This window comes from Desulfonatronospira thiodismutans ASO3-1 (assembly GCF_000174435.1).
Classification (GTDB): Bacteria; Desulfobacterota; Desulfovibrionia; order Desulfovibrionales; family Desulfonatronovibrionaceae; genus Desulfonatronospira; species Desulfonatronospira thiodismutans.
This window is the reverse complement of the sequence record NZ_ACJN02000001.1, coordinates 325,416-348,726: the sequence shown is the minus strand read 5'-3', so window position 1 is coordinate 348,726 and position 23,311 is coordinate 325,416. Positions and strand designations below refer to the sequence as shown.

The following is a 23,311-nucleotide window of genomic DNA, read 5'->3' as shown; positions in this document are numbered from 1 at the left end:
TTAAGCTACTTTTCCCATAGGCATTGTGTTACCGCCTCCTCCAGGGTCTCATCCGCAAGGTGAGCATAGCGCATAGTTGTACTTATTTGGGTATGTCCCAGCAGCTTCCCTACCTCATACAAATTCCGACCGGCGTTAACCAGGAAGCTGGCGAAGCTGTGCCTCAGGGCATGGATTTTCACATCCTCCAGACCAGCCTTTTTTCTGGCAGTGTTCCACGAAATATATGGAAAGGAAGGAATCACATACAACCACCCTTGGCCTTAAGAAGTATGGGAGTATGGGAGTATGGGAGTCAAAAAATCTTTACACCATACATGGATACCCACTTACACTCATACTTTCTTCCTAATGCTGGCTTTGCCCGCAACCCAATAAAGAAAAGAACTTTTTTGACAGGATTAACAGGATTAAGAGATTGATGAAGAGGAAATCATCTTTGTCCTGGCTCCCAGTTTAATGCCCTTCGGGCTTGCTCTGCGAGCAATTAAACGGGACAGGCGGAAGCCAGGCCAAAAGGTTATCACTCCAGCACTCACTTTTTTCCGGCACTCATGAAGAAGAAAGTGAGTGCTGGATGGTTAATGCAATCTGCGGCTTCCGGCTTGCCCTGTGAAATTTTTACCCCGTGAAGCCTTCTTATGCTTAACCGGGGCCGAAGGACAGCGCAGCTGATTTCACCGGGGCCGCAGATTGCTTATCCTGCTTGCCCCGTTGAATCTCTTCCATTCAACTGGGGTCAATCCTGTTAATCCTGTCTAAGGCCTGCCACGCGCAGCGCGTGGTTCTTGTTTTTTATGACAGGGTTTCAGGAGTAAGCCACTGAAGGAGGGTAGAGATAATGAAGGGATCGGTTACAACCACCCCCGGCCCCTCCTTGGCTAAGGCGGTGAGAGACGCAGGGGACAGGTTCTTTGAGTTGCCTTTTCTACTCAATTTCGCTAAATTCCTCTCAACCCCAGCAACCGCAAGCCTTCCAGAAGGTCCACCATGCCTGGAATTGCCAGATTTGTCCGAGACAACCAGCCTACAGTCTACCATATAATATCAAGAACCGCCCTGCAGGGCCTGCCCATCAAGGACAAAAGGGGACAAGGGTCAGTGAGTAGAGGAATTGATCAAAAGGTTGTGGAAAAGGCCGGAAAGAAGGGTTACAAGATTTCCAGGGTAGAGCGTTTCAGGTACAGATGCAGGTATTTCACCCGGTTAAACAGACCGAAGGTCTACGGCTCTGCCGTGTTTAACCGGGTGAACCCGGTTAAACACCCAGCACTCACTTTAATATTTTCGGCTCTATCATAAGCAAACAAATGGAAAAGTGAGTGCTGGGTCACGCGGGGCCGGGTTTAACCGGGTAAACAGATTCCGGAGTTATCGGCGGCCCAGTGAAATCCTGCGTAGCAGGGCCGTGTTACGGCATTTCACAGGGCAAGCAAGGACTTTGTGCAGGAGGCCCCAGTAAAATGGGAAGACCCCGGTTGAATAAGAAGAGATTCAATGACGCCAGAGGCGTGACAGGAATTTTACCCAGTGAATCACCCAGAGGGAGCCCGGATTCACAAGGCAGGCGGGGGAAATATTTGACCAGGTCAAGCACCTGCTTGGCTCCAAGGATACAAGGAAGTTTACTTCGGTTGGCGGGGTTGAGGGTTTGTATGCCATGAAGAGATTGGAGCGGGCTGAAAATCAGACTTGAGCCCTTTATGAACGCTACTTTGCCGATGATTAAGATGCTTGGTGGGGTGAAGTGAGAGTTGATTATTTTTCTGACTGCCGGTACTTGACTTACAAGAGATCCATGCGGATATTTGTTAACAGGAATAATATTTGACACCAACAGTATTCAGAAAAAAAGGCTACAGGTTTTTCTTTTTTTCAAGAGAAGAAACCAGAATGCATGTGCATGTTGTCTCCAATGAAGGAGAAGCCAAGTTCTGGCTTAAGCCGGAACTGGAACTGGCGAATAATTACAGGTTTTCCAGAAAAGAATTGAAAGAAATAGAAGCAATTATTGAGGAGCACCACCATGAGCTTGCCAGCGCGTGGATTAAACACTTCAGCAGTTGAAGTTACTCATGTTTCCAGTCACGGAATCTGGATCTTGACTCATGATAATGAACTTTTCATGCCTTATGATGAATTCCCCTGGTTTAAAGACCAGCCGCTCAAAAATATCTTGAATGTTCAGGAACAATCCCCTGGTCATTTTTATTGGCCTGAAATCGACGTTGACCTCACAGAAGAAATTATCAGACATCCCGAACGCTTCCCCCTCAAATCCAAAGTATTTTCTTCAGAAAGCCATTTTGATTAAGCCAGTATATCGGAAGATGAGGACATTAAAGACAGGAAAGCAGAAGATGGGGACATTATGTTGCGAGTTTGCCCGGTTGAACAATGAAGGGATTGGTTACAACCACCCCCGGCCCCTCCTTGGCTAAGGCGGGGAGAGATAAGGAAGGGATTGGTCACAACCACCCCCGGCCCCTCCTTGGCTAAGGAGGGGAGAGATAAGGAAGGGATCGGTTACAACCACCCCCGGCCCCTCCTTGGCTAAGGCGGGGAGAGATAAGGAAGGGATTGGTTACAACCACCCCCGGCCCCTCCTTGGCTAAGGAGGGGAGATACTACGTGCACGTAAGCCTATTCATTGGGGCAGGCCCAGTTAAACCCTGCTTTGCAGGAAATCCCGTGTTAAACACCCAGAGGGACCCGGTTTAACCGGGTAAACCTTCGGATTTGTTTAACCGGGCAGGCCCAGTTAAACCCTGCTTTGCAGGAAATCCCGTGTTAAACACCCAGAGGGACCCGGTTTAACCGGGTAATCCTTCAGATTTGTTTAACCGGGCAGGCCCAGTTAAACCCTGCTTTGCAGGACCCAGCACTCACTTTTCATTTGATTGCATATGATGATGAGACCGAAATAATTAAAGTGAGTGCTGGGTGTTTAATTACTCCATAGGCGTAACAAGCAGGGTGTCAGATAAAGGTTCCAATTTGTTGGTTTGAGATTTGTGCTAAGCGTCTTACTGCCCATGAGCAGCGTAGGCGACATCCAGACTATCCCGGGAGAACTCTTCGCCAAGTTCCAGACCAGCTTCTACGCCGATCCTGTGGATGCGGTCTTCAAGGAGCTGGGAGTGGAGCAGCCTGGCTATTCTTTGGGTGGATACAAAGAGATGGCTTGTCAAAAAATGCCTTTCCCCATCCCGGCTTGAGAGAGGCAGTCACCTCACAGATTACTGCCCTGCCTGCCTGTCCTGGAGCTCCCTGGTGACCTGCCTGACCTTGTCCAAGTATTCCTCTTCAGTGATTACACCCTTTTCCAGAAGCAGGGAAATAAGAGCCTCGTGCTGAATCATGTTGGAATAAGAAACTTCATCCCAGGTTAGAGCTTTTGTCTGGGGATCATCGCCTTTTTCTGCCATTACAGCCTCCTGGATATGCTTGATGTGGGATTTAAGTGTCCTGAATTTTTTCTATTTCAGTCTTGCAGATTTCAAACTGTCTTTTCAGTTCAGGCATAAGGTTTGCGACCTTGTCAAGTTCACCAGATTGTGCAAGGCTTTCCATCATTTCAGCTATAGCGCTTATGGCCATGCAACCGGTATTGGCAGAATTACCCTTGATGGAGTGGGCTGCGCGCAGGACTTTCTGTACTGCTTTGTCTTCCAGAGCCTTTTGCAGTTCTTCTATTTTGGCAGGGATATCCTGCAGATACATATTTGCAATTTCCCTGGCCAGCTCATGGTCCTGCTCAAGGCGGTCCAATAAGGACTTGTAATCAAATGGCGGATTTGAAGGATTGCTTGCTTTCTGAAAGTGGCATGCACTGTTATCTATGCTTCCGTATTGTTGAGGAATGAAGCTGTTTTCTTTTTTCAGCCACCTGGATAAAACAGTGGCAAGCTGACCCGGGTTGACAGGCTTGGTGACATAATCGTCCATACCGGCATCTAAACACCTTTCCCGGTCCTGGTGCATGGCTCCGGCGGTCATGGCGATTATCGGGATTTTGGGATTGAGGGATTGAGGAATTTTGGGATTGAAGGATTTTGGGATTGAGGGATTATGGTATTCTGGGGTTGAGGGGTTCAGGGGTTGGCTCTCCCACCTTCTGTCGCCTGTACTCTGATTTCTTTCCTCTGATATCTGATTTCTGACTTCTGACCTCTGATTTCTGTCCTCTGCAGCGCGTATGCGCCTGGTCGCTTCCAGTCCGTCCATTTCCGGCATCTGCACATCCATAAGTACCAGATCATAGCTTTGGTTCTGCAAGGCCTCAACCGCCTTCAGTCCAGTATCTACAATGTCCGCACTCAGCCCCATTTTATTAAGCAGGCCGACAGCCACTTTCTGATTGACCGGGTTATCCTCGGCAACAAGCACATGGCCTTTAAATTTTATCAGCTCGGATTGCTGTCTTTTTATCTCCCGGGCCTGATGCCTGGTGATGATGGAATGGCCCGGGGCTTTGCCGGCACTGGAAAGAACCGTCAGCAGGGTATCAAAGAGTTCGGACTGGCGGACGGGCTTGTTCAGGTAGGCATTAAAGCCCTGTTCTTCAAAAATTTTGGCATCACCGGGACGTCCCAGAGAGGTCAGCATTACCAGAGGCAGGTCCTTAAGTATGTCAGTGTTTCTTATAAGCCGGCCGAGTTCTGCTCCATCCATACCGGGCATATGCATGTCCAGAATGGCCATGGCAAAATAATTGCCTTCTGAGTATACCCTGTCCAGAATGAGAAGGGCTTCGTGACCTTCAGAGGCCTGCTCTACCTCTACTCCCCAGGCCTCAAGCTGTTTTTTCAGAATTTCCAGGTTGGTTTCATTATCATCGACAATAAGTATATGCTCACCATGCAGATCCTGTGGCAGAGCAGGCAGGGGCTCTTCCTGCTTCTTCTGCAGGGTGAGCCGGGCCGTGAACCAGAACTTACAACCCCGGCCGTATTCACTTTGGACCCCGACTTCACCACCCATCATTTCAGCCAGTTGTCTGGAAATAGCCAGGCCAAGGCCTGTACCCCCGAATTTGCGGGTGGTGGATGCGTCCACCTGGGAAAACTTGTTGAAAAGAAGATCAATCTTGTCTTCAGGAACACCAATGCCGGTGTCCTGGACTGTGAAGAGAAGCAGGACATCATCTGCACTGTTGTCTGACTTCTGACTTCTAGCCTCTGACTTCTGCACCATGACCACTACCTCTCCCTGGTGAGTAAACTTGATGGCATTGCCCACCAGGTTGGTCAGTATCTGTCGCAGGCGTCCGGGGTCGCCCTGGACCTGGGCCGGTACATCCGGATCAGGCAGACAGATCAGTTCCAGACCCTTTTCATCAGCCCGTACAGCCATAAGAGAGGCCAGATCTTCAAGCAAGTAGTGCAAGTTGAAGTTCACGCTTTCCAGTTCCAGACGACCGGCCTCGATTTTGGAAAAGTCCAGGATATCGTTTATCAGGGCCAGTAAGGCCTCGCCACTGCTCTGAATGGATTCGGCCAGGCTTCTCTGTTCCGGACGCAGCTCAGTATCCAACAAGAGATCCGTCATGCCGATCACACCATTCATAGGAGTACGGATTTCGTGGCTCATATTAGCCAGAAATTCAGACTTGGCCTGAGTGGCTATTTCAGCCTGCTCCATGGCATCTTTAAGGTCCTGCTCCCTGCTCTGTCTGAGTTGGGCATTGACCAACAGCTTTGCCAGTAATGCAAACAGATTTATCTCGGAATCCGACCATGTCCTGGTAGACCGGACCGAATCCAGGCCGACAAACCCCAGGCATCCTTCAGGACCCATAAGAGGAATGGCCAGCAAAGACTGTATATCCTGAAATTCAAGGTGAAGTCTAAAAGGGTCATTATTATCAAGCTTAGAAACATCGGGCAGGTAAAAAGGCCGGCCTTCATTGTGCATTCGTACATGCTCCGGGTTGAGAGCAAGAGGGATTTTCTGGAGGTTGTCAATTTGCGGCTCTATTCCAGGGGCGCACCATTCATGGGTGTTGGTCATGACATGGTTTTCATAATCATAGTAAAAAATATAAACCCGGTCAGTCCCGGTGAATTGCCCCAGACGCATCAGAGCTCTGTCAGTAGCCTGATTCAGGTTGTCGGTTGGAACATTGAGAAAGTCCATGGCCAGGTCCATGAGCAGGCGTTGCAGATCCAGGCGGTAGTTGAGTGACTGCTCGTTTTCGGCAAGCTTTTCCAGATTCCTGGAATTGCGTAGAGCAATGGCTGCAAGGTCCCCGAAGGACTTGGCGGCATTTGCGTCTTTTTCTGTAAATCCACCAGGCTTGTTGGCCAGTCCGATTATCCCCACGGTTTTTTCGTCCAGAACAAGCGGAGCAAAAAGAACATTGTCCAGCTGAACATGCCCCGGCGGCATGAAGTCCATCCATTGACTGTTCATGAAGTCATTTTCAAATACTACAGCATTCAGGCTGTATGACTGGGCCCTGAGCCCCCGGATGGGCATGGGCAGCGCCGGATCTACATAGCAGGGTCTTCCTCCAGACTCCAGGAAAACCAGTTCATTTTCCCGGCCGTCATCGGCCAGCAGGGCCACATAGCCTGCACTGGAGCCTATCAGGCTGGACACACTGTCAAATATATGCCTGGCAGCGGATGGAAAGTCCTTAGTTGTCAGTATGGCTCTTGCCGACTCAAACATGCTGGAAAGATGAGCTTCAGAACGTCTGGACTCCTCTATAGCCTGCTGCATTACATCATGTTTATGTTTCTGGATTGTTATATCCCTGGCTACATGCACACTGCCCAGAATAAATCCACCGGCATCTCGAAAAGGTGTAGTGGTGACATTAAAATACCCATGCAGTCTTTCTTCAAAAACTTCTGCATTCTCCTCATTCCGGCTTCTCAACGTTCTGGAATGTGGACAGAAATCCGGGGGAGCCGACAATCCGTGAACTACTTCATAACAGAAACGTCCCTCAATTTCCCTGGGTTGTAAACCAAGATGCTCGGCCATGGCGTTATTAACCCTCAGGATGCGATGGTCATTATCTACCAGGGCAATCAAGTCAGGTAGGGCTTCAAAAGTGGACTGCCATTGATCCTGGGCAAGCTTTCTGTCTGAAATATCTGAAACAAAACCCTGGAAATGGGAGGCTTTTCCTTTGGCATCAGTTACAGCCTGAATACTCCCTGATGCCCAGAATACTGTACCATCCCGTCGAATCTGCCTGCACTCGTAATTTTTGACTATCCCGTGCAGATCCAGAAGATGCCTGACCTCTTCCCACTGAACTGGATCAGCAAACAACTGTGTTGCAATATCGGTTACTGAAGCGATAAGATCCCGGGGGGATGAGTAGCCGAATATTTCAGCCAGGGCTCGGTTTGCATAAATAAACCGACCTTCAAGAGTTGTCTTAAAAATGCCGATGGTGGCTTTATCCAGGATGTCCTGAGCATCCGGTAAGACAGATTGCTCAGACTGATCCTGGTCATTTAAGCTGGTTGGTCTCGTTGACATCACTATCTCCAAGGCTGGATAAGTAGTTCAGAAGAAAGCAGGTGACAGGCACTCCGCAGTTATTGCTGTTAATGCTCCTGCCCAAAAAACTTACTGAACACCCTTTGAAAATCCTCGTGATTCACCGGTTTGCCTATGTAATCATCCATTCCGGCCTCCAGAAATCTCTCCCGGTCACCAGGCTGGGTATGGGCGGTTACAGCGATTATTGGAATTCGGGGATTGGGGGATTGAGGAATTGAGGTATTGAGGAAATCCGGGATACGTTTTCCCATCTCTGACGTCTGGTCTCCGTCCTCTGTCTCCTGACCTCTGACTTCTGCGCCATGCTCCATGCCTGCCCCGTGAAACAGCCCAAAGGGCTCCCTGTCGCAGACTGGGGTTTCACTGGGGCCCCATGCCCCATGCTCCATGCTTCTTATCCGCTGCGTCGCCTCCACCCCGGTCATACCAGGCATTTGAATGTCCATGAGTATGCAGTCAAAGTTCTGTTCCTGGAAAAGGTCTACGGCTTCCTGCCCGTTATTGGCCAGGACGACATTATGGCCCTGCTTTTCCAGCATCTTTTTCATAAATAACTGATTCAAGTTATCGTCTTCTGCCAGCAGGATATCTAAGTGCTTTTTCGAATCTTGCTGATTAGCGGCTGCAATAGCAGATTCTAAGTGATCTACAGGCGGCAAGGCAAAGGGCAGGACCACGTGCACTGTGGTCCCCCGGTCCACTTCACTTTCAACGGAAATGTTTCCGTTCATCAAATCCACCAGGCGTTTGACTAAGGACAGGCCAAGGCCTGCGCCCTGGTATTTGCGTGTATACGATCCATCCACCTGTACAAAGGGGTTGAACAGATCACTCAACCTGTCCTCAGGGATACCGATTCCGGTATCGAAGACGGAAAACTGCACCCTGACATCTCCTCCTTTGGTCGCAGATAGAGGGGTCAGCTGGACCTGCACGGACCCTTGTTCTGTAAATTTCAGGGCATTGCCCACTAAGGTGAACATAACCTGCTTGACCCGGGTCGCGTCTCCTATGACTTCTGCCGGAACATTGGAGTCCATTAAAAATTCCAGGGCGAGTCCCTTTTGATGGCCTTCTGCCGAAAACAGACCGGATAAGGACTCAAGCAGTTCCTGGAGGCTGAAATGTGCAGGGCAGATGATCATTTTGCCCGCTTCTATATTGGACAGTTCCAGGATATCCGAAAGCAGGCGGGCGAACCTTTCAGATGATTGAATGGACAGATTGACGAATTCCTGCTGTTCATCATCCAGGTCCGTGTTCTGCAACACCTGCATCATGCCCATTATGCCGTTGAATGGCGTACGCAGCTCGTGAGACATGTTGGCCAGAAATTCGGATTTGGCCTGGTTTGCGGCCTCGGCTTGCTCTTTGGCCTGAATCAATTCCTCCTGAATGTTAACAAGCTCGGTGATATCGACAATACAGACCAGTACACGGGAATAATCCACCTCATATCCAGGAATGACAGACCAGTAGAGCTGTGTTTTCAAATTCTGACCAGCCAGGGTCACATGCTCTCTTTCAAAAGAAAAGCTGGTTTCTCCGGATGCTATTAATAACAGGCCCTGCAAAAAATCAGCATAGGATTCCTTACCAAAAATCCTGGATATTCCAGCTAATAATTCGTCCTTGAAGTTTGCTTTATACAAATTCAATGTTCCCTGATTGACATCTATGACTTTTACCAGTCCGGCCATTTCCCAAACCAGTTCAGGCCGTTGCTTCAAATAAGCCTCAAGATCTTTTATCCCCTGAGCTTTAAGCTCATCAAGGCGCTTTTTGACTTCTGAAAAATCCTGTTCCCACAAGGAAATCGGCGAATTTTCAAACAACTGTCTATATTTTTTCTCGCTCTCCCGTAAGGCCTCCTCGGCACGCTTACGGTTCTCTTCAGCACTAATGGCTGAAGCGATGAGTCTTAGAACGTGCAGGTCATCCTCTGAAGGTATGATGTCGGTCTGGTAGACCGCGCAGATGGAGCCCACATAACTGTCGCCTTGTCTCACAGCCTGGCCGATATATGTTTTTAATCCGTACTTTGTGACATTAGGGTCAGTATCAGCATATGACGTTTCCTGCAGGCTGGTAACCACCACATGGCTGTTACTCCCCTTTTGAATTACATCAAAACAGATATGTCCCTGGGGGGTGTCTTCAGGGTGGTAGTCGGGAGGAGTCTGCCATTGTCCTCTTGAACAAAGCAGATCGCCTTCAAGACGATTATAAAGTGCGCAGGTCGCACCAAGGATTCTGCCGCAAAGAGCGGTAAGTTTTTCAATGTTTTCATTAAAATCAGGTCCTAAGCTGAGCAGGCACTCATTGATTTCAGACAAGCGCACTCGGGCCATTATTTGCTGGGTAACGTCCTGTACAGTGGCAAACACCCTGGAAGCTTTGTTATTTTGGTAGTAAATAACACCTGTGGTCCTTACGTATAAGATCTGGCCGTCCTTTCGAAAAACCCTGTATTCCATGGGTGGCAGGTCTTTTTCCCCGGATGCCAGGGATTTTTTCAGCCAGTCGGCAATATCCTGGACATCATCAGGGTGATGAACATGATTTTTGACTGTCTCATAATCTATTCGCTGGGACCTGTCATACTGCAACAACTCATATAGAGAGTCCGACCAGGTTATATTCCCGGTTTGCACATCCCAGATAAAATCCCCGACTTTTGCTATGCGCTGTGCCGACACAAGTCTATGCTGACTTTCCTTCAACCTTTCCTCTGTGTGTACAACACGCATCAAGGCCTCAATCCTGGCCAGAAACTCTTCTTTGTTCACCGGCTTGACTATGTAGCCATCCGCACCTGCCCTGAGTCCCCGGGCCTGTTCCTGAGGGCTTGTCTTCACCCCGGACAAAAACATGATATGGGTGTCTGCAATATCAGAATCGGTCTTTATTTGCCTGCAGATATCCAGGCCGCTTTCATCGCCAAGTTTGACATCAAGCAAAACCAGGTCAGGCTGCTGTCTGCGAATAAGCTCTGTGCACTCAACACCTGATTCAGCCTCAAGAACCCGGTAACCGGCAGAAGTAAGGATTTTTTTGATGATAATTCTTTGTTCCGGTTCATCATCCACAATAAGAATAGAACGGGGGCCGTTTTTCTCTGTAATCCCGGTGCTTTTCAACATATCTGCCTTTAAAAAAGTCTGGCTTGAACTGATCATTAATGCCTCCCTGGATACAATGCGAGATGGCTAAGGCCGTGCCAAAGTTACGAATATAATTAGTTTTCATCCGGAAACGGTTCTTTTTCCCTTTGGCTGAGCCTGCCACGCGCCTCGCGTGGTCAATCTGCACAATTATTCGTCAACGTATTAAGATACGCCTCCTCATAATTGCTTGATTTCCTTGCCAAAAGAAAAAACTCCTCGTTTCCGGAAAGAAAACCATCAGTTTCAGCATCCGGAAATAAAGAATTTCCGGATGGAAACTAATTAAATGGATGGCATCAAAAAACCCATTTATGTGTTTTAATTTTAAAGTACAAAGCTGGATCATGATCAACTGCTGTTTCAACAGCTGTTTTGGTCATAAGGTGCTGTAAAATTAACAGTTGTTCCCTGGCCAGGCTCGCTGTCTATCCATATCCGTCCTCCGTGCTGCTCCACAAACTCTTTGCACAGAGCAAGGCCCAGGCCGGTTCCTTTTTCACCATCAGTACCTTTGACAGACTTTCTTTTATCGATGGCAAACACCCTGGCCGCTGTGTCCTGGTCCATGCCCATTCCATCATCATGTATCATGATCTTGACCATGGAGCCTTGCTTATGGGCGTGGATGGACACGTTTCCACCCTGATAAGTGAATTTGAGTGCATTGAAAAGCAGATTGCGAATAACTGAGTATATCATTTTCTGATCTGCATACAGGTTCATCCTTCTGGGAACATTATTCCAGAGATCAATATCCTTTTTGTCAGCCACGCTCCTGGCAAGAGAAATGCCGGCAGTTACAAGATCATTCAGGCAGACTGATTCTGGTGTATATACAAGCATCCCTTTTTTGACTCGAGCCCATTGCAGGAGGTCTTCCAGGAGAGCATGCAGACCTTCCGAACTCTTATGCATTTCACTGAGCATCTCCCTTAACTCGTCCATGGAAAAATCATCGAAATACTTGTTCAGTATTTCGGTTAAGCTCAAGAACCCTGCAATGGGAGCCTTGAGATCATGGGCCACAAATGAAAAAAGCTCATCTTTTTCAACATTGGACTTCTGAAGTTGCTGGTTCATGCTCTTGAGTATTTTTTCAGCATGCTTTCGCTCGGTGATATCCGAGAAAGAAACGACAACAAGATACGGTTTTGCCTCGCCAGGCGTAAAAATCGGACGGGTGTTTATTTTCAGCCATGTTGTGGACTGATTGTTGCGCTTGATCCCCATGATTACATTGTTACAAGGTTCTCCAGTGCGTAATGTGTGTTGAGAAGGGAAATCGTCTCCAGCATACTCGGTTCCATCTTCGTGAATGAACTTTATATCAAACACCTCTGGAGTTTGACCTCTGGCATGTTCAATATCCAGTCCGAAAATATCTGAAGCGGTTTTATTCCAGTGGACGAACCTGTCCGAGGCATCTTTAAGAACTATTCCCTCGCCTACTGTCTCATTGACAGTCCGTAACAGCTCCTCACTTTCCCTGAGAGCATCCTCGGCCTTTTTCTGCTCAGTAAAATCTTTACCCGTTGCCACGACTCCGGCGACACTCCCGTCCTTTTCATAGAAAGGATAATAGTTCATCACCTTATACTTCAAAACACCGTCCAGTCCCGGAAAACTGTCCTCGGAGACCACCTCTTCACCTGCGAATGCTGTATCCAGACGAGGCTTGATCTTGCTGTAAAATACTTCTTTCCCGACCAGTTCCTCCACGGTATGTCCTTCAATCTCTTCACGTGGCTTGCCGAATTCCCGCTGGTAAGCATCGTTGACAATTATATACCTGTAGTCAGGAGCCACTATAGCCATACCATCATTGATCCTGGAGATGATCCGCTCATAATTCTTCAGGCGTTCTCTTTGACTGCGGCGGATCTTTTCCAGGCGGATTCTCTGAATTCCCTGGGCTATGGTCCAGGCCAGGCTGTTGAACAAATCCTGCTCCTCTAAATCTCCGGCCAGGTTTGCAGGGATTGAAACTGTGATCAGCCCAAGGACAAACCCTTCAACCTCCAGGCGTGCAGAGAAGCCGGATCTGTCTGAATATTGTTCAGCCAAAGGGCAGCCCTCGCAATCAGTGCCCGGATCCATGACAACCTGCAGGCCTGGCGAGGTTGATACGTTTAGAGCGCATGCAGGCTTCTTTCCATATTGAAAGCCGTCAATAAGTTCCTGGAACTCATCATCAAGACCCGCCTGGCCGAAATGTGTGACATTCTGGTTTTTGTCCAGAAGGATGATCCAGGCATTATAATATCCCCTGGTGGAAATCAGAGCCTGACAAACCTCCTGCAGCAGCGAGGTTACATCCCTGGCATTGAAAATCACCTCATTGACCTGGTTATAGGCCTTCAGCACTGCATTCAAATGCCGGGTGCGCTCTTCTGATTCCCGCAGAAGCTCCTCTGCCTGCTTACGTTCAGTAATATCCCGGGCCACTCCCAATACCGACTCAATCTCTCCTTCAGAGTTTCGCTGAAAAGAAACACGTACATGAAACCAGCGATAATGGCCGTCTTTGTGCAGCAGGCGATATTCTACTTCGCCATGATTATGATCGGTTTTAAGAGCGTTATCCAACCCCCTCTGCACCACCGGCAGATCCTGGGGATGAACAAGGTCTTGAAAGTTTTTGCCTAATAGCTCCTGGACTTCGTAGCCTAAAAGATCTGATACCTGAGGAGAAAGATAAGTAAAATGCCCTTCAGGTGTATGAGAGTATATAACGTCCTGGGTATTTTCCACCAGCGATCTGAGCTTTTGCTGACTTTGCTGTAGAGCAGTTTCCATTTTTTTTCGTGCAGTAATATTCTCCCGGAGCAGAATACCGCCTGCAACCTGTCCTTCCTGATAAACAGGCACCGCTCTGATATTTACCCATCCGGAACCTCCCACAGCAAACTCGGGAAAATATACATTTTCCAGTTCAACATCGTCCCCCTGGAATACTCGGGAAATCTCTGTATCCACTCCGGCACTGACCAGGCCGGGAAGCTCGTGTATGGACCTGCCCAGAAAATATTCCTTGCCCAGCTTGTTGTTGGCAAATTTTTCTATATGCCAGTCATTAACAAATTCTACCCGGCCCTGATGGTCAAGCAGCATAACAGAGGCAGGACATTTCTCGATGAGGTTTTTAAATTTCTGTTCACTTGCAATTCTTGCTTCTTCCGCCTGCTTATACTCAGTAATATCCTCATGCATAAGCACCAGGTTCTTGATTTTGCCTGCCTTGTCCAGCAAAGGAAAACCTTCAACCCGAAGCCATAAGGGGTTGTCTGGCAAGTGTGAGGAGATCCGGCGAGTATTGTAGAAATGTTCTGAGAAACTGATACGTTCGCCCTTTGCAAAACGCATCAGAAGATCATACTCAGGTCCGGAACGATCAAAATTGGGGTCGTTAAAAATTGTATAATCAGGAGGCGGAACAGCCCCAAAGAGCCGCTTAAAAGCTGGATTGGTGCAAACAGTATAGCCTTGTGGGTCAAGCATTTGGATGGAAAATGGAGATGAATCTATGATTCCATTGATTGTTTCTTCCGACTCCTGCTGGGCCTCCTCTATCTGTTTGCGCTCGGTGATGTCCTGATTAAAGCCCTGGTAGGCAGTGATATTTCCGTCTTTATCCTTAATCACACTGATGTTTTCAGACACCCAGAAAATTCTGCCGCTTCTGTGCCGCAACCGGCACTCAAAGTTAGTGACCTGGCCGTGTTTTTCAAGCATGCCTTGCAGTTCATCCCGATCAGCAGGGTCTGCATAGATCTGGGTTGCTATGTCTGTAATGGAGTCCGTGAGCTGCCGGGGAGAATCATAGCCGTGCATCCGGGCAAAGGTATTGTTGACGGATAAATAGCGTCCGTCAGGTGTGGTGGTAAAAATACCCACAGGGGCATTCATCAGGATTTCTTGAGGATTCTCAAAGACAGGTTGCTCGAGTGAGCCTTGGTCCGTTGGCGGGGAGGTCCTTTGGGACATAACAAGCTCCCTGGCTTGAATAATTGAGGAAAGGCAGGATTAATATCTTTGAATCAGTATTAAAGCCAACCCATTGGCAACATTATATTTGTATCTGCACTTTGTTGCTAAACTGAATGCCATAACCGATTTAAAATTTCTACATTTTTTTTGTAATGCATCTGGCAAAATGCAAAATTTTACAAAAAAGATGTTATATATCAACTGGTAATATAAAAGGATTCTAAGACTGAATTATCTTTTATAAAAACATACCTTTTTTATTGGAATTGCAGTCATGCATTAGCAATAAACTTACCTTGACCATGACTTCCTGGGGCTGGAGTATGTGTTTGGCGCTTGGAAGCCGGTGGTGCACGAAAGGTTGTGATGGGCTATTGTCGGAAAAATACCAAAACAGCTACTATACCTGCCGGTATTTTCATGTAGCAGTAGACTCGGATTGCAGGTAGTCTGCACTTCTGATGAAATTAGACATAACGTTCCAGCATGCCAGTTTGACCTCCTGGCAAATGCACCTTGGGAATGGTAGTCTTGTCCTCAGATTTCCCTAACTGGGGTAACTGCAACCCAATGGAGGTTAGCTATGAGCACTTCAAAGGCTGTGGAAGCGTTTATGGGTTACCAGAGGATTAACTCTGGGGAAAAAACAATTAAGAATTATAAGATCTTGCTTCACAAGTTTGATGGTCATCTCGGAGAAAAGGAGATTAGTCAGGTCACCTCAGAGGACATTTTTAATTTCCTTGTCCAAAACACCGAAGGACAAAAGCAGAGCACGAAGCGACTCAAGTTCACCCTTATCAAGGCCTTTTTCAATTTCATAACCGCAAATGTTGATGAAAAGCTTCCCAACCCTTGCCATACCCAGGTGCTGAGAAAATCCTTTCGTGATCCCACCGGGAGACAATGGAACATACTGGAAAAGGATGTGGTCGATGAAATTATTTTCAGAACGGACAACCCCAGAAACAGGCTAATGCTCGAACTGATGGCCAGAGGGGGAATGCGGATTGGCGAGGTCCTTAAGCTGAGGGCTGACGATCTTGATGATAGAAAGCTTTTCATTGATAGACCCAAAAGTGGCCGTCAATCCGAAGTGGTTTTTATCCCCAAGAAAGTAGCAGAGCGGCTTCGGGAATATATCAGATCAAATGGGATTTCTCCAGCCGAGCGCATTTTTCCTATTGGTTACACTGGTGCAAGAGCTATTGTCAAGAAATCAGGTCAAGCTGTAGGCATTAATCTGTGCCCCCACGACCTGAGACGTCATGCTGCAACCTACGCCTCACGTGCTGGGGCTCCTCTGGAAATTGTGAGCAAGGTCATCCTGCGGCATGCCAACCTGGCCACCACACAGCGGTATCTGGGCAAGGTCAGCGATACTGAAGCGCTGCATTGGATTGAAAATATCTACCGTTAAAATCAACCCGGGGCAGGATTAGCTGCCTGCCCCACCCATTCAAGCCTTGGATTAGTATTCCTTTCAAATCTGATACCGGACTACTCCCATCCCATAGCCGTTATGTTGCTCGCCTGCTTTATTCTGCATACTTGGCAAGAGCCTTTTCCAGGTCTTCTAACCGTACCGGCTTGGCCAGATAGTCATTCATGCCAGCCTTGAGGAACTTCTCCCGGTCTCTTTGCATGGCAACTGTCAGGCTGCCTGGAACAACATATAAGGATCTAAAGTTTATGCAACTTCTCTATGTCTGAGGGTCAAATCACCCTGCCCAAGCAGAAGACCCTGAATGGAAATATCTTCGTCAAGTTCTTCCCAGTGCACACCTCTTGGGCTAAGCTCGTATTTTTGCAACTGCTCAGGAGAAGCATTCAATAAGCGGGGAAACCAAGCCAGGGGCACTCCAATTGTACGGCCGTCGTTCAACTCCACCCAGAGGCGATCCTTGTCTACTATGACCCCTTTAGGAGAAATATTCATGCCAAACCTCCAGCAAATATTCATTGTTCTCTGCGGTCAAGCGGGCGATTTTGCTGAGTTCTTGAGCGTTAAAGCCATGGTTTCTGGCCAGCTGAATGTGAGGAGACAGCCAGAATTTGGCCTCAGAACCCCCTTGCCTTACGTGAATATGAGCAGGCTCAGGAGGTATGCCCTCGTTTGAATAAAAAAAGAATTTTAAGCCCTCAAAACGAAGCACCACAGGGGCCATTCATTTCCTCCGCCGAATATTCATTATATTCAAGTTGCATATTTTTGAGTACCAGTCAATTGAGGGCTAGTTGCCATAGTCCTCAAACCCTTAATGTGCAGACTACAAACGGTATTTAATGATGCAACTGCAAAAAATCCTTTTTGTCACGCGAAGACGCGTGACAGGGGTCAGGTGACAGGGGTCAGGAGTCAATAAAAACTAATATTTATGAGCTTGCTTTATTGCTAAATTGCTCGTACTCCGACTTTTTGCAGGCGCATCAGGTATAGGACGTATTAACACAAGAAAATGTGAGCATCATAAACAGTTAATATCTTTATGCCGTCAGCGATAAGATCTCCCTTAAAGCTGTCGACTAATAAAGACATCCTAAGAAAACAGACTTGTTACTTGTTGGAGAATTTCTTCCATTTTGACGTCATTTAACGTACAGACTTTATCGATAAAAGTCTCAGTGTCAGCAGTGAATAGTCTATCAGGCCGAACATTGCACTCTTTTTTTAAGGTTCCTTGCTTAACATCTTTCTGGCTTATCTTAATAGCGTGTTTGCTAGATAAGTTAGTGGTTAACATACATAGTATTGCATCACTGCCATCTAGCTTTTTCAAAACCAGCGCAGGTCTTATTTTCGCTGTCGACAGATCAGTATGTGGAAACGGAAGAAGGACTATTGAACCTCGCAACTATCATTCTTCTCGAGAGCCATAGTTGTGTTCGCGCAAAAGCTTAATAAGCTTTCCTCAGTATCATTTTCGATGCCATCCCACATTTGTTTTTCGATGTGATCTTCAATATTCTTCTTTAAATTTTGTGCAGGCTCATAATCAGGTTGAAGGTTAAGAGCTATGTTTACTTGATGCAAAGCTTCCAGATATTTGTTTATCTTATATAAAGAAAGAGCAAAATTATAATGAGACTCTGGTATGTCTGGATGGTTAGTTAACACTCTATTGTAGCACTTTCTCATAGAAGTCTCATCTTTTCGAAGGCATGCTACTGCGCCCATGATATATTCATAATGAACTGGCTCAATGCAAGCTAATGGCTTAGCTTTATTAACAATGCTCTGTAAAGTAATTTCATTGATCATCCCTGAATCATACATTTGATAGATTTTGTTCATCAATTCTTCAGTTATCGTCTTTGGTGCACCCATTTTCATTTTAACCACCCCATCAAGGTTAAGGTTTGATGATATGTTACCAAAAATCTAATCGGCTTGATTTATATTTAGTTTAGATATGTTCAGTTTGCCTCTGGATAAAAGGTAAGTTGCTTTCGATCCTGATGTCAAGATTTTAAAAAAAATAACCCAAAAAAACAGCTTCAAGACTAATCCTTAGTGGCATTATATGAGTGTCCAGCAAGCCTCTTTCACTTAGAACCGGAAAATTCGAATTAACTCCAAGTTTTTTGTTTATGTGCTGATTTTATTAGTCTTTTTTATTTTAAAAAATATTTTTTCCCGTATGGTTTTTTGCAAAAAATGTCTGACAGCTTTTGTGTAAAAAGCGTATTTAAAAAGTTGAAGGTCCTGGTGGCTGAAATGGGTCTGACTATCAAGGCCCTGCTGCTCATGTGCGTGGAACGGCTTAGAGAGGGAAAGGAAATGGATAAATAAAAATTCCGGGGCAGTGCTCCACCACTAACCCCGGCGTAACCGTCAAACCAAAGGAGTTGGCCAGACAATATGAAGAGGCCAGGCAGCAGGAAAAGGCAGGATAGGTTCTGAAAAAAATTAGCACAAGGCCGGGTTGCTCCTTTGGGGTGCCCCGGTTTTTTTTGTTGGGTAGCAATCGGGTATCAAAAATGAAAAAGGCTTAGAAGCTGTTGCCTCTAAGCCTTTGATTTTCTTGGTAGCGGGGACCGGATTTGAACCGATGACCTTCGGGTTATGAGCCCGACGAGCTACCATACTGCTCCACCCCGCATCAACGAATTTATATTTATAATGATTTGCTCTGGCTGTGTCAAGGATTAAATTTGCAAGGTGCAGCCCCAAGTGTTTTTCAGCCTTTTTTGTGCAGCTTGGCGTTAAACATGGGCGTAACCGTGGAAGCTTTTCTGTAGCCTGTAAATCTCTTGTTTTCAGTTCTTATCTTTTTAAGCTCCTGGCTCAGAGTGGCATGCAGCTCTCTGGCAGAGGCGGTTATTCTGTTTTGCAGGTTCTGCAGGCGATCAAGCTTTTCCAGGAATTCGTCTTTTTCCTGTACAGGAGGGGCCGCAAAGGCCCTGTCCATCACATCCTTGCGCTTCAGGGAAAGTCTTTCCGCTTCATCCAGATTTGCCTCCTGCAGGTGGGTCAATTCCTCCCGGCCCAGTTCCAGGGCTATATCCAGGCATGCAGGTCCGTCTTTCATATTTGACTCCTTTGCAGGGTTTATCAGGCGGCCTGGCGGACTTCTGCCCTGAGTTCGGAAACGATTTTCTTCCAGGTATCCACTAAGGGCAGGAATTCGTATTCCAGGAGGTCCGCCAGGAGATTCCAGTCATTTTTTTCCTGGACCTCGATCATCTCGCTGAACAGTTCAGAGAGTTTTTCAATGCCCTTGTCCAGATCCTCCTGGCTGGTGAGCTGGTAATCCTGCTTCAGCACAGTGACGGTATTCATGAAGTCACGCACCACGGACAGAAGGTCCTGATACATTTCCAGGGCCCGGGTCTCTTCCCCTTGTCTGAACAGTTCCGCCACTTCGGACCCGCCTTTGGACATGAGGGTGACCACCTTGTAAAGTTCTCTGGTGATATTCATGGCCATGGTGATGGAGTCCATGGTTCTTATTTCCACCTTTTCTATGTCGGATGTGTCCACATCCTCTGCCTGATGCGGGTATATTTCCGAAAAGGATTCTTCGTTGACCAGGACGTCCGTGACCACCCTCTCTCCCAGATCCCTGTCCTTTATGACCTTGACCAGGAGGTCCTCAAGGTTGTTGAAATTGCTTACGTTGAAATCGGTCTGATGGCCGTCGATAATTATCATCTGCTCCTCCTTGGGGGAATGAAATAACTTCTGAAAGGGAAAATTTTGCTGCAACTGTTGTATGAAATTCTTAATTCAAGTTGCATGCCACTGAGGTTTAACTAAAGCGGGGTACGCGCGCAACTCAGTTATTTGTTAATTGTTAATAGGGAAGGGATCGGTTACAACCACCCCCGACCCCTCCTTGGCTAAGGAGGGGAGCTAAACCGTGGCCTGGATTTACTTTGGTGGTGGAAGTTTAATCACGAGCCAGATGGAGTGTTTGACAGATGCATGCGACAGAGTGTTGCCACGCCTCGATCTGCTCCCCTCCTTGGCTAAGGAGGGGAGCTACACCGTGGCCTGGATTTACTTGGGTGGTGGACTTCTGGAATGTTTATAAGGAAGGGATTTCATACAACCACCCCCGGCCCCTCCTTGGCTAAGGAGGGGAGCTACACCGTGGCCTGGATTTACTTGGGTGGTGAAAGCTTAGGCAACTCCCGGAAAATAGAATTATAAACTTGGGTAGGCGGCGACCTTTTAATTTTCCGCATGTTGCCCAGAACTCCCCACCCTAGAACTGTTACGTTATTTTCAGGTAGTTGCCTTAATCAAGCTCCAGTAGGAGTATTTATTCAGATGCATGCGACAGAGTGTTGCCACGCCTCGATCTGCTCCCCTCCTTGGCTAAGGAGGGGAGCTACACCGTGGCCTGGATTTACTTGGGTGGTGAAAGCTTAGGCAACTCCCGGAAAATAGAATTATAAACTTGGGTGGGTGGCGACCTTTTAATTTTCCGCATGTTGCCCAGAACTCCCCACCCTAGAACTGTTACGTTATTTTCAGGTAGTTGCCTTAATCAAGCTCCAGTAGGAGTATTTATGCAGATGCATGCGACAGAGTGTTGTCGCCCCTCGATGTGCTCCCCTCCTTGGTTAAGGAAGGGCTGGGGGTGGTTCGATATTTAGCTCCCTTCCTTTCCCGGCCCTTCCCAGGCTAAGGAGGGGAGTTTACGCCGTGCACTTAAGCCTATACAGGGGAGCAGGATGTCAGATAAAGTTACCAGCATGTTGGTTTGAAATTTCTGACAGCGCCTAAGGGTTTTACAAGGGAAAAGCACTGCAGGTTTATGTTTTCAGGCGTGCAAGATGCCGGCCGTACACGGCCTGGCCCAGGCTGACGCAGGCGTCTCCCGGGGGCAGGAATCTGTGCGTCAAAACATTGAACGATCTCCGGACAAGACCTGCTTCAAGCTCCCGGGCCAGGGTCAGGTTGTGCATGACACCGCCGCTAAGGCCTATGGTCCTGATGCCGGTGGCGTTTCCTGCCTGCGCGGCCCACAGGCACAGGCCCCGGACCAGGGACAGGTGAAACCTGCGGCTGATTATGGCCGGGCTCAGGCCACTAATATGGTCTTTCAGAATTTGACGAAACAGGGTCAGGGTGTCCAGAATGCCAAGCCCATTGCGGTGGTGAACCGGCAGCTCGTATGCGGTTTCTTGTCCGTGGGACTGGATTTTTTCCAGGAGAACAGCCCCCTGGCCTTCGTAGCTGATGCTTCTGACCAGCCCGAGCATGGCGGCCACTGCGTCAAAAAGACGACCGCACCCGCTGGAGAGGGGGGAGTTGATGTTTTTTTCTATCATCTGCCTCAAAAGCATCTCCTCTTTAGTCAGCCCTTGCTCAAAATCCCTGGCCAGTACGGAATGCTCCATGCCCAGACTATGGATAAAGCCGGCAGCGATACGCCAGGGCTCGCGCACGGCCAGGTCTCCTCCGGGCAGGGGCACGGGCTCAAAGCTGCCCACTCTTTGCAGGGTCATGTCCCGGTTGTCCACCAGCAAAAGCTCGCCTCCCCACAGGGTGCCGTCATCCCCCAGCCCGGCTCCGTCCAGGGCCAGGCCCAGGCACGGGCCTTCAAAACAGTTTTCAGCCATGACAGACAGGATGTGGGCGTAGTGATGCTGCAGGGCCTGCACCGGCAGACCGGACTCCTGCCTGGCGTACCTGGTGCTCAGGTAGTCAGGGTGCAGGTCGCTGATCACCATTTCCGGGTTGACCTGCAGTACGTGCTGCAGATGGGCTATGCACTCCCGGTAAAAACCGTAGTTTTCCAGGTTCTGCAGGTCGCCTATGTGCTGGGAGACAAAGGCCTGGTCATTTCTGGTGAGACAGAAGGTGTTTTTGAGTTCCGGGCCTGTGCCCAGAACAGATGGGCCGTCCCGGGACAGAAATACCGGCTGCGGGGTATATCCCCTGGCCCGACGCAAGTAGGCAGGCCCGGGGCCGCGGGCGCACATTACCGAGTCATCGCAGCGCACCAGGATGTCCCGGTCATGCAGAAGAAAGTAATCAGCAATTTGACCCAGACGCCCCAGGGCCTCCCGGTTGCCAAGACTTATGGGCTCGGAGTTCATGTTGCCCGAGGTCATGACCAGGGCGGGTATTTCCTGCCGGGTGAGCAGAGCCTTGAAGTGTTCAAAGAGAACCAGGTGCAGGGGGGTGTATGCCAGCATGATGCCCAGCAGGTCTGTATCCGGGGCCAGTTCGGGGCTCAAGGGGCAGGGCTGGATGGGCTTCACCGCCAGGATGGGGCTGGAGGGGCTCTGCAGGATTTCTGCTTCCAATGGGCTTAGCTCCGCCAGCTCTACAGCGGCAGCTATGTCCGGGACCATGACAGCCAGGGGTTTGTGCGGTCGGTTCTTGCGGCGACGAAGTTCCCGAACGGCTTCCTGATCGGCAGCGTCGCAGGCCAGGTGAAAACCGCCGAGGCCTTTTATGGCCAGGATGTTGCCCTGTTTAAGCAGGTAAGCGCTTTTCTTCAGGGGGGAATCATGTTCTGAAATCCTGTTGCCGTCCGCATCTGTCAGCCAGAGCCCGGGGCCGCACTGGGGACAGGCATTGGGCTGGGCATGGAAACGCCGGTCTCCGGGGTCGCTGTACTCCCGGCGGCATTGGAGGCACATTTCAAAGCAGGCCATGGAGGTGTTTTGCCGGTCATAGGGGATAAGCCCGGTAATGGTATACCTGGGGCCGCAGTTGGTGCAGTTGGTGAAGGGATAGAGATATCTTCGGTCCTTAGGGTCCAGTATCTCCCGGGTACAGTCGCTGCATACGGCGGAGTCGGGGCTTATGAGCACCTGGCTTTGCTCCAGGGCAGAGCTTTCCAGGATGATGAATCCGGATTCACCTGCCTCAGGTGTTGTCTCGTCTGTCTGAATCCGGGTAATTTCAGCTAAGGGCGGGGGGTTGCCCCTGAGTTCTTCTTCAAACCAGGCCAGTGCCTCCTCTTTGCCCTGGACTTCGATGACCACGCCAAGGGAGGTGTTCTGCACCGAACCAGTAAGGCCGTGTTGAGCGGCCATACGGTAGACAGAGGGCCTGAAGCCTACTCCCTGGACCCGGCCATTGACAATATATCTCTTACGCCTCATAATTTTCTGTTTGGATAAAAATAATAATCGAAGCCATTAACACTACAGCGAAACTTATAAAA

The 23,311-nt window shown here is 48.5% G+C and carries 18 protein-coding genes and 1 tRNA gene; 6 read left to right on the top strand and 13 right to left on the bottom strand.

The features are described 5' to 3' along the window. Positions 1–5: 5 nt before the first annotated feature. On the bottom strand, positions 6–182 hold the full coding sequence (locus tag DTHIO_RS01625) for a tyrosine-type recombinase/integrase (RefSeq protein WP_337833158.1): 177 nt from the start codon (positions 180–182) through the stop codon (positions 6–8). Between the two features lie 808 nt (positions 183–990). Between DTHIO_RS01625 and DTHIO_RS21785 the strand changes: the two genes are divergently transcribed. The 4 genes from DTHIO_RS21785 to DTHIO_RS21925 all read left to right on the top strand — a co-directional run bounded on the left by DTHIO_RS21785 (position 991) and on the right by DTHIO_RS21925 (position 3,218). Further along, a complete protein-coding gene (locus DTHIO_RS21785; protein WP_008868613.1) occupies positions 991–1,302 on the top strand; it encodes a hypothetical protein in 312 nt (103 codons plus the stop codon). 525 nt (positions 1,303–1,827) lie between these two features. After that, the gene (locus tag DTHIO_RS01615) at positions 1,828–2,067 is read left to right on the top strand and encodes a DUF4160 domain-containing protein (protein WP_008868612.1); all 240 of its coding nucleotides are present in this window, start codon (positions 1,828–1,830) and stop codon (positions 2,065–2,067) included. Further along, complete coding sequence (locus tag DTHIO_RS01610) at positions 2,027–2,314, top strand: DUF2442 domain-containing protein (RefSeq protein WP_008868611.1); 288 nt, start codon at positions 2,027–2,029, stop codon at positions 2,312–2,314. Before DTHIO_RS01615 ends, DTHIO_RS01610 begins: the two co-directional genes overlap by 41 nt. A 721-nt stretch (positions 2,315–3,035) precedes the next feature. Continuing rightward, positions 3,036–3,218: a hypothetical protein gene (locus DTHIO_RS21925; RefSeq protein WP_040417377.1), complete on the top strand. Its 183-nt coding sequence runs from the start codon at positions 3,036–3,038 to the stop codon at positions 3,216–3,218. A gap of 21 nt (positions 3,219–3,239) precedes the next feature. Here the strand turns inward: DTHIO_RS21925 and DTHIO_RS01600 are convergent, their stop codons facing one another. The 4 genes from DTHIO_RS01600 to DTHIO_RS01580 all read right to left on the bottom strand — a co-directional run bounded on the left by DTHIO_RS01600 (position 3,240) and on the right by DTHIO_RS01580 (position 14,675). Continuing rightward, positions 3,240–3,428: a hypothetical protein gene (locus DTHIO_RS01600; protein ID WP_008868610.1), complete on the bottom strand. Its 189-nt coding sequence runs from the start codon at positions 3,426–3,428 to the stop codon at positions 3,240–3,242. A gap of 31 nt (positions 3,429–3,459) precedes the next feature. After that, a complete protein-coding gene (locus DTHIO_RS19390) occupies positions 3,460–7,500 on the bottom strand; it encodes a response regulator (protein ID WP_008868609.1) in 4,041 nt (1,346 codons plus the stop codon). A gap of 68 nt (positions 7,501–7,568) precedes the next feature. Further along, complete coding sequence (locus DTHIO_RS19385; RefSeq protein ID WP_008868608.1) at positions 7,569–10,703, bottom strand: response regulator; 3,135 nt, start codon at positions 10,701–10,703, stop codon at positions 7,569–7,571. 348 nt (positions 10,704–11,051) lie between these two features. Further along, positions 11,052–14,675 (bottom strand): PAS domain S-box protein, encoded by a 3,624-nt coding sequence (locus DTHIO_RS01580; protein WP_008868607.1) that lies wholly within the window; start codon positions 14,673–14,675, stop codon positions 11,052–11,054. A gap of 604 nt (positions 14,676–15,279) precedes the next feature. Here DTHIO_RS01580 and DTHIO_RS01575 point away from each other — a divergent pair. After that, on the top strand, positions 15,280–16,098 hold the full coding sequence (locus DTHIO_RS01575) for a tyrosine-type recombinase/integrase (RefSeq protein WP_161598612.1): 819 nt from the start codon (positions 15,280–15,282) through the stop codon (positions 16,096–16,098). Positions 16,099–16,368: 270 nt separating this feature from the next. Here DTHIO_RS01575 and DTHIO_RS01570 read toward each other — a convergent pair whose 3' ends face one another. The 4 genes from DTHIO_RS01570 to DTHIO_RS01555 form a co-directional block, all read right to left on the bottom strand. Then, a complete protein-coding gene (locus DTHIO_RS01570) occupies positions 16,369–16,617 on the bottom strand; it encodes a DUF2442 domain-containing protein (protein ID WP_008868605.1) in 249 nt (82 codons plus the stop codon). After that, entirely contained in the window at positions 16,601–16,846 is a 246-nt protein-coding gene (locus tag DTHIO_RS22860; protein WP_008868604.1) for a DUF4160 domain-containing protein, read from the bottom strand. Before DTHIO_RS22860 ends, DTHIO_RS01570 begins: the two co-directional genes overlap by 17 nt. Before the next feature lie 372 nt (positions 16,847–17,218). After that, positions 17,219–17,533, bottom strand: a complete 315-nt coding sequence (locus tag DTHIO_RS22855; protein WP_008868603.1) for a type II toxin-antitoxin system PemK/MazF family toxin — start codon at positions 17,531–17,533, stop codon at positions 17,219–17,221. Further along, positions 17,518–18,012 carry a hypothetical protein gene (locus DTHIO_RS01555; protein WP_008868602.1) on the bottom strand — a complete coding sequence of 165 codons (495 nt, stop codon included), beginning with the start codon at positions 18,010–18,012 and terminating at the stop codon, positions 17,518–17,520. The genes DTHIO_RS22855 and DTHIO_RS01555 overlap by 16 nt, the downstream gene beginning before the upstream one ends. A gap of 324 nt (positions 18,013–18,336) precedes the next feature. On the opposite strand from DTHIO_RS01555, the gene DTHIO_RS22605 reads away from it, so the two are divergent. Then, positions 18,337–18,471 carry a hypothetical protein gene (locus DTHIO_RS22605; protein WP_008868601.1) on the top strand — a complete coding sequence of 45 codons (135 nt, stop codon included), beginning with the start codon at positions 18,337–18,339 and terminating at the stop codon, positions 18,469–18,471. A gap of 233 nt (positions 18,472–18,704) precedes the next feature. Here the strand turns inward: DTHIO_RS22605 and DTHIO_RS01550 are convergent. From DTHIO_RS01550 to hypF, 4 genes are all read right to left on the bottom strand, one after another. Then, positions 18,705–18,781, bottom strand: a tRNA-Met gene (locus DTHIO_RS01550). 78 nt (positions 18,782–18,859) lie between these two features. Beyond that, entirely contained in the window at positions 18,860–19,210 is a 351-nt protein-coding gene (locus DTHIO_RS01545; protein ID WP_008868600.1) for a hypothetical protein, read from the bottom strand. Positions 19,211–19,233: 23 nt separating this feature from the next. Further along, a complete protein-coding gene (locus tag DTHIO_RS01540) occupies positions 19,234–19,833 on the bottom strand; it encodes a DUF8043 domain-containing protein (RefSeq protein ID WP_008868599.1) in 600 nt (199 codons plus the stop codon). Positions 19,834–20,942: 1,109 nt separating this feature from the next. Beyond that, entirely contained in the window at positions 20,943–23,249 is a 2,307-nt protein-coding gene (gene hypF / locus DTHIO_RS01535) for a carbamoyltransferase HypF (RefSeq protein WP_008868598.1), read from the bottom strand. Positions 23,250–23,311: the final 62 nt, after the last annotated feature.

Excerpts from the sequence above, each read along its gene's own strand:
- DTHIO_RS21785 (WP_008868613.1), top strand. The coding sequence starts at position 991 with ATGCCTGGAATTGCCAGATTTGTCCGAGACAACCAGCCTACAGTCTAC.
- DTHIO_RS01610 (WP_008868611.1), top strand. The coding sequence starts at position 2,027 with ATGAGCTTGCCAGCGCGTGGATTAAACACTTCAGCAGTTGAAGTTACT.
- DTHIO_RS21925 (WP_040417377.1), top strand. The coding sequence starts at position 3,036 with ATGAGCAGCGTAGGCGACATCCAGACTATCCCGGGAGAACTCTTCGCC.
- DTHIO_RS01600 (WP_008868610.1), bottom strand. The coding sequence starts at position 3,428 with ATGGCAGAAAAAGGCGATGATCCCCAGACAAAAGCTCTAACCTGGGAT.
- DTHIO_RS19390 (WP_008868609.1), bottom strand. The coding sequence starts at position 7,500 with ATGTCAACGAGACCAACCAGCTTAAATGACCAGGATCAGTCTGAGCAA.
- DTHIO_RS19385 (WP_008868608.1), bottom strand. The coding sequence starts at position 10,703 with ATGATCAGTTCAAGCCAGACTTTTTTAAAGGCAGATATGTTGAAAAGC.
- DTHIO_RS01580 (WP_008868607.1), bottom strand. The coding sequence starts at position 14,675 with ATGTCCCAAAGGACCTCCCCGCCAACGGACCAAGGCTCACTCGAGCAA.
- DTHIO_RS01570 (WP_008868605.1), bottom strand. The coding sequence starts at position 16,617 with ATGAATATTTCTCCTAAAGGGGTCATAGTAGACAAGGATCGCCTCTGG.
- DTHIO_RS22860 (WP_008868604.1), bottom strand. The coding sequence starts at position 16,846 with ATGGCCCCTGTGGTGCTTCGTTTTGAGGGCTTAAAATTCTTTTTTTAT.
- DTHIO_RS01555 (WP_008868602.1), bottom strand. The coding sequence starts at position 18,012 with ATGAAAATGGGTGCACCAAAGACGATAACTGAAGAATTGATGAACAAA.
- DTHIO_RS22605 (WP_008868601.1), top strand. The coding sequence starts at position 18,337 with ATGTCTGACAGCTTTTGTGTAAAAAGCGTATTTAAAAAGTTGAAGGTC.
- DTHIO_RS01545 (WP_008868600.1), bottom strand. The coding sequence starts at position 19,210 with ATGAAAGACGGACCTGCATGCCTGGATATAGCCCTGGAACTGGGCCGG.
- DTHIO_RS01540 (WP_008868599.1), bottom strand. The coding sequence starts at position 19,833 with ATGATAATTATCGACGGCCATCAGACCGATTTCAACGTAAGCAATTTC.
- hypF (WP_008868598.1), bottom strand. The coding sequence starts at position 23,249 with ATGAGGCGTAAGAGATATATTGTCAATGGCCGGGTCCAGGGAGTAGGC.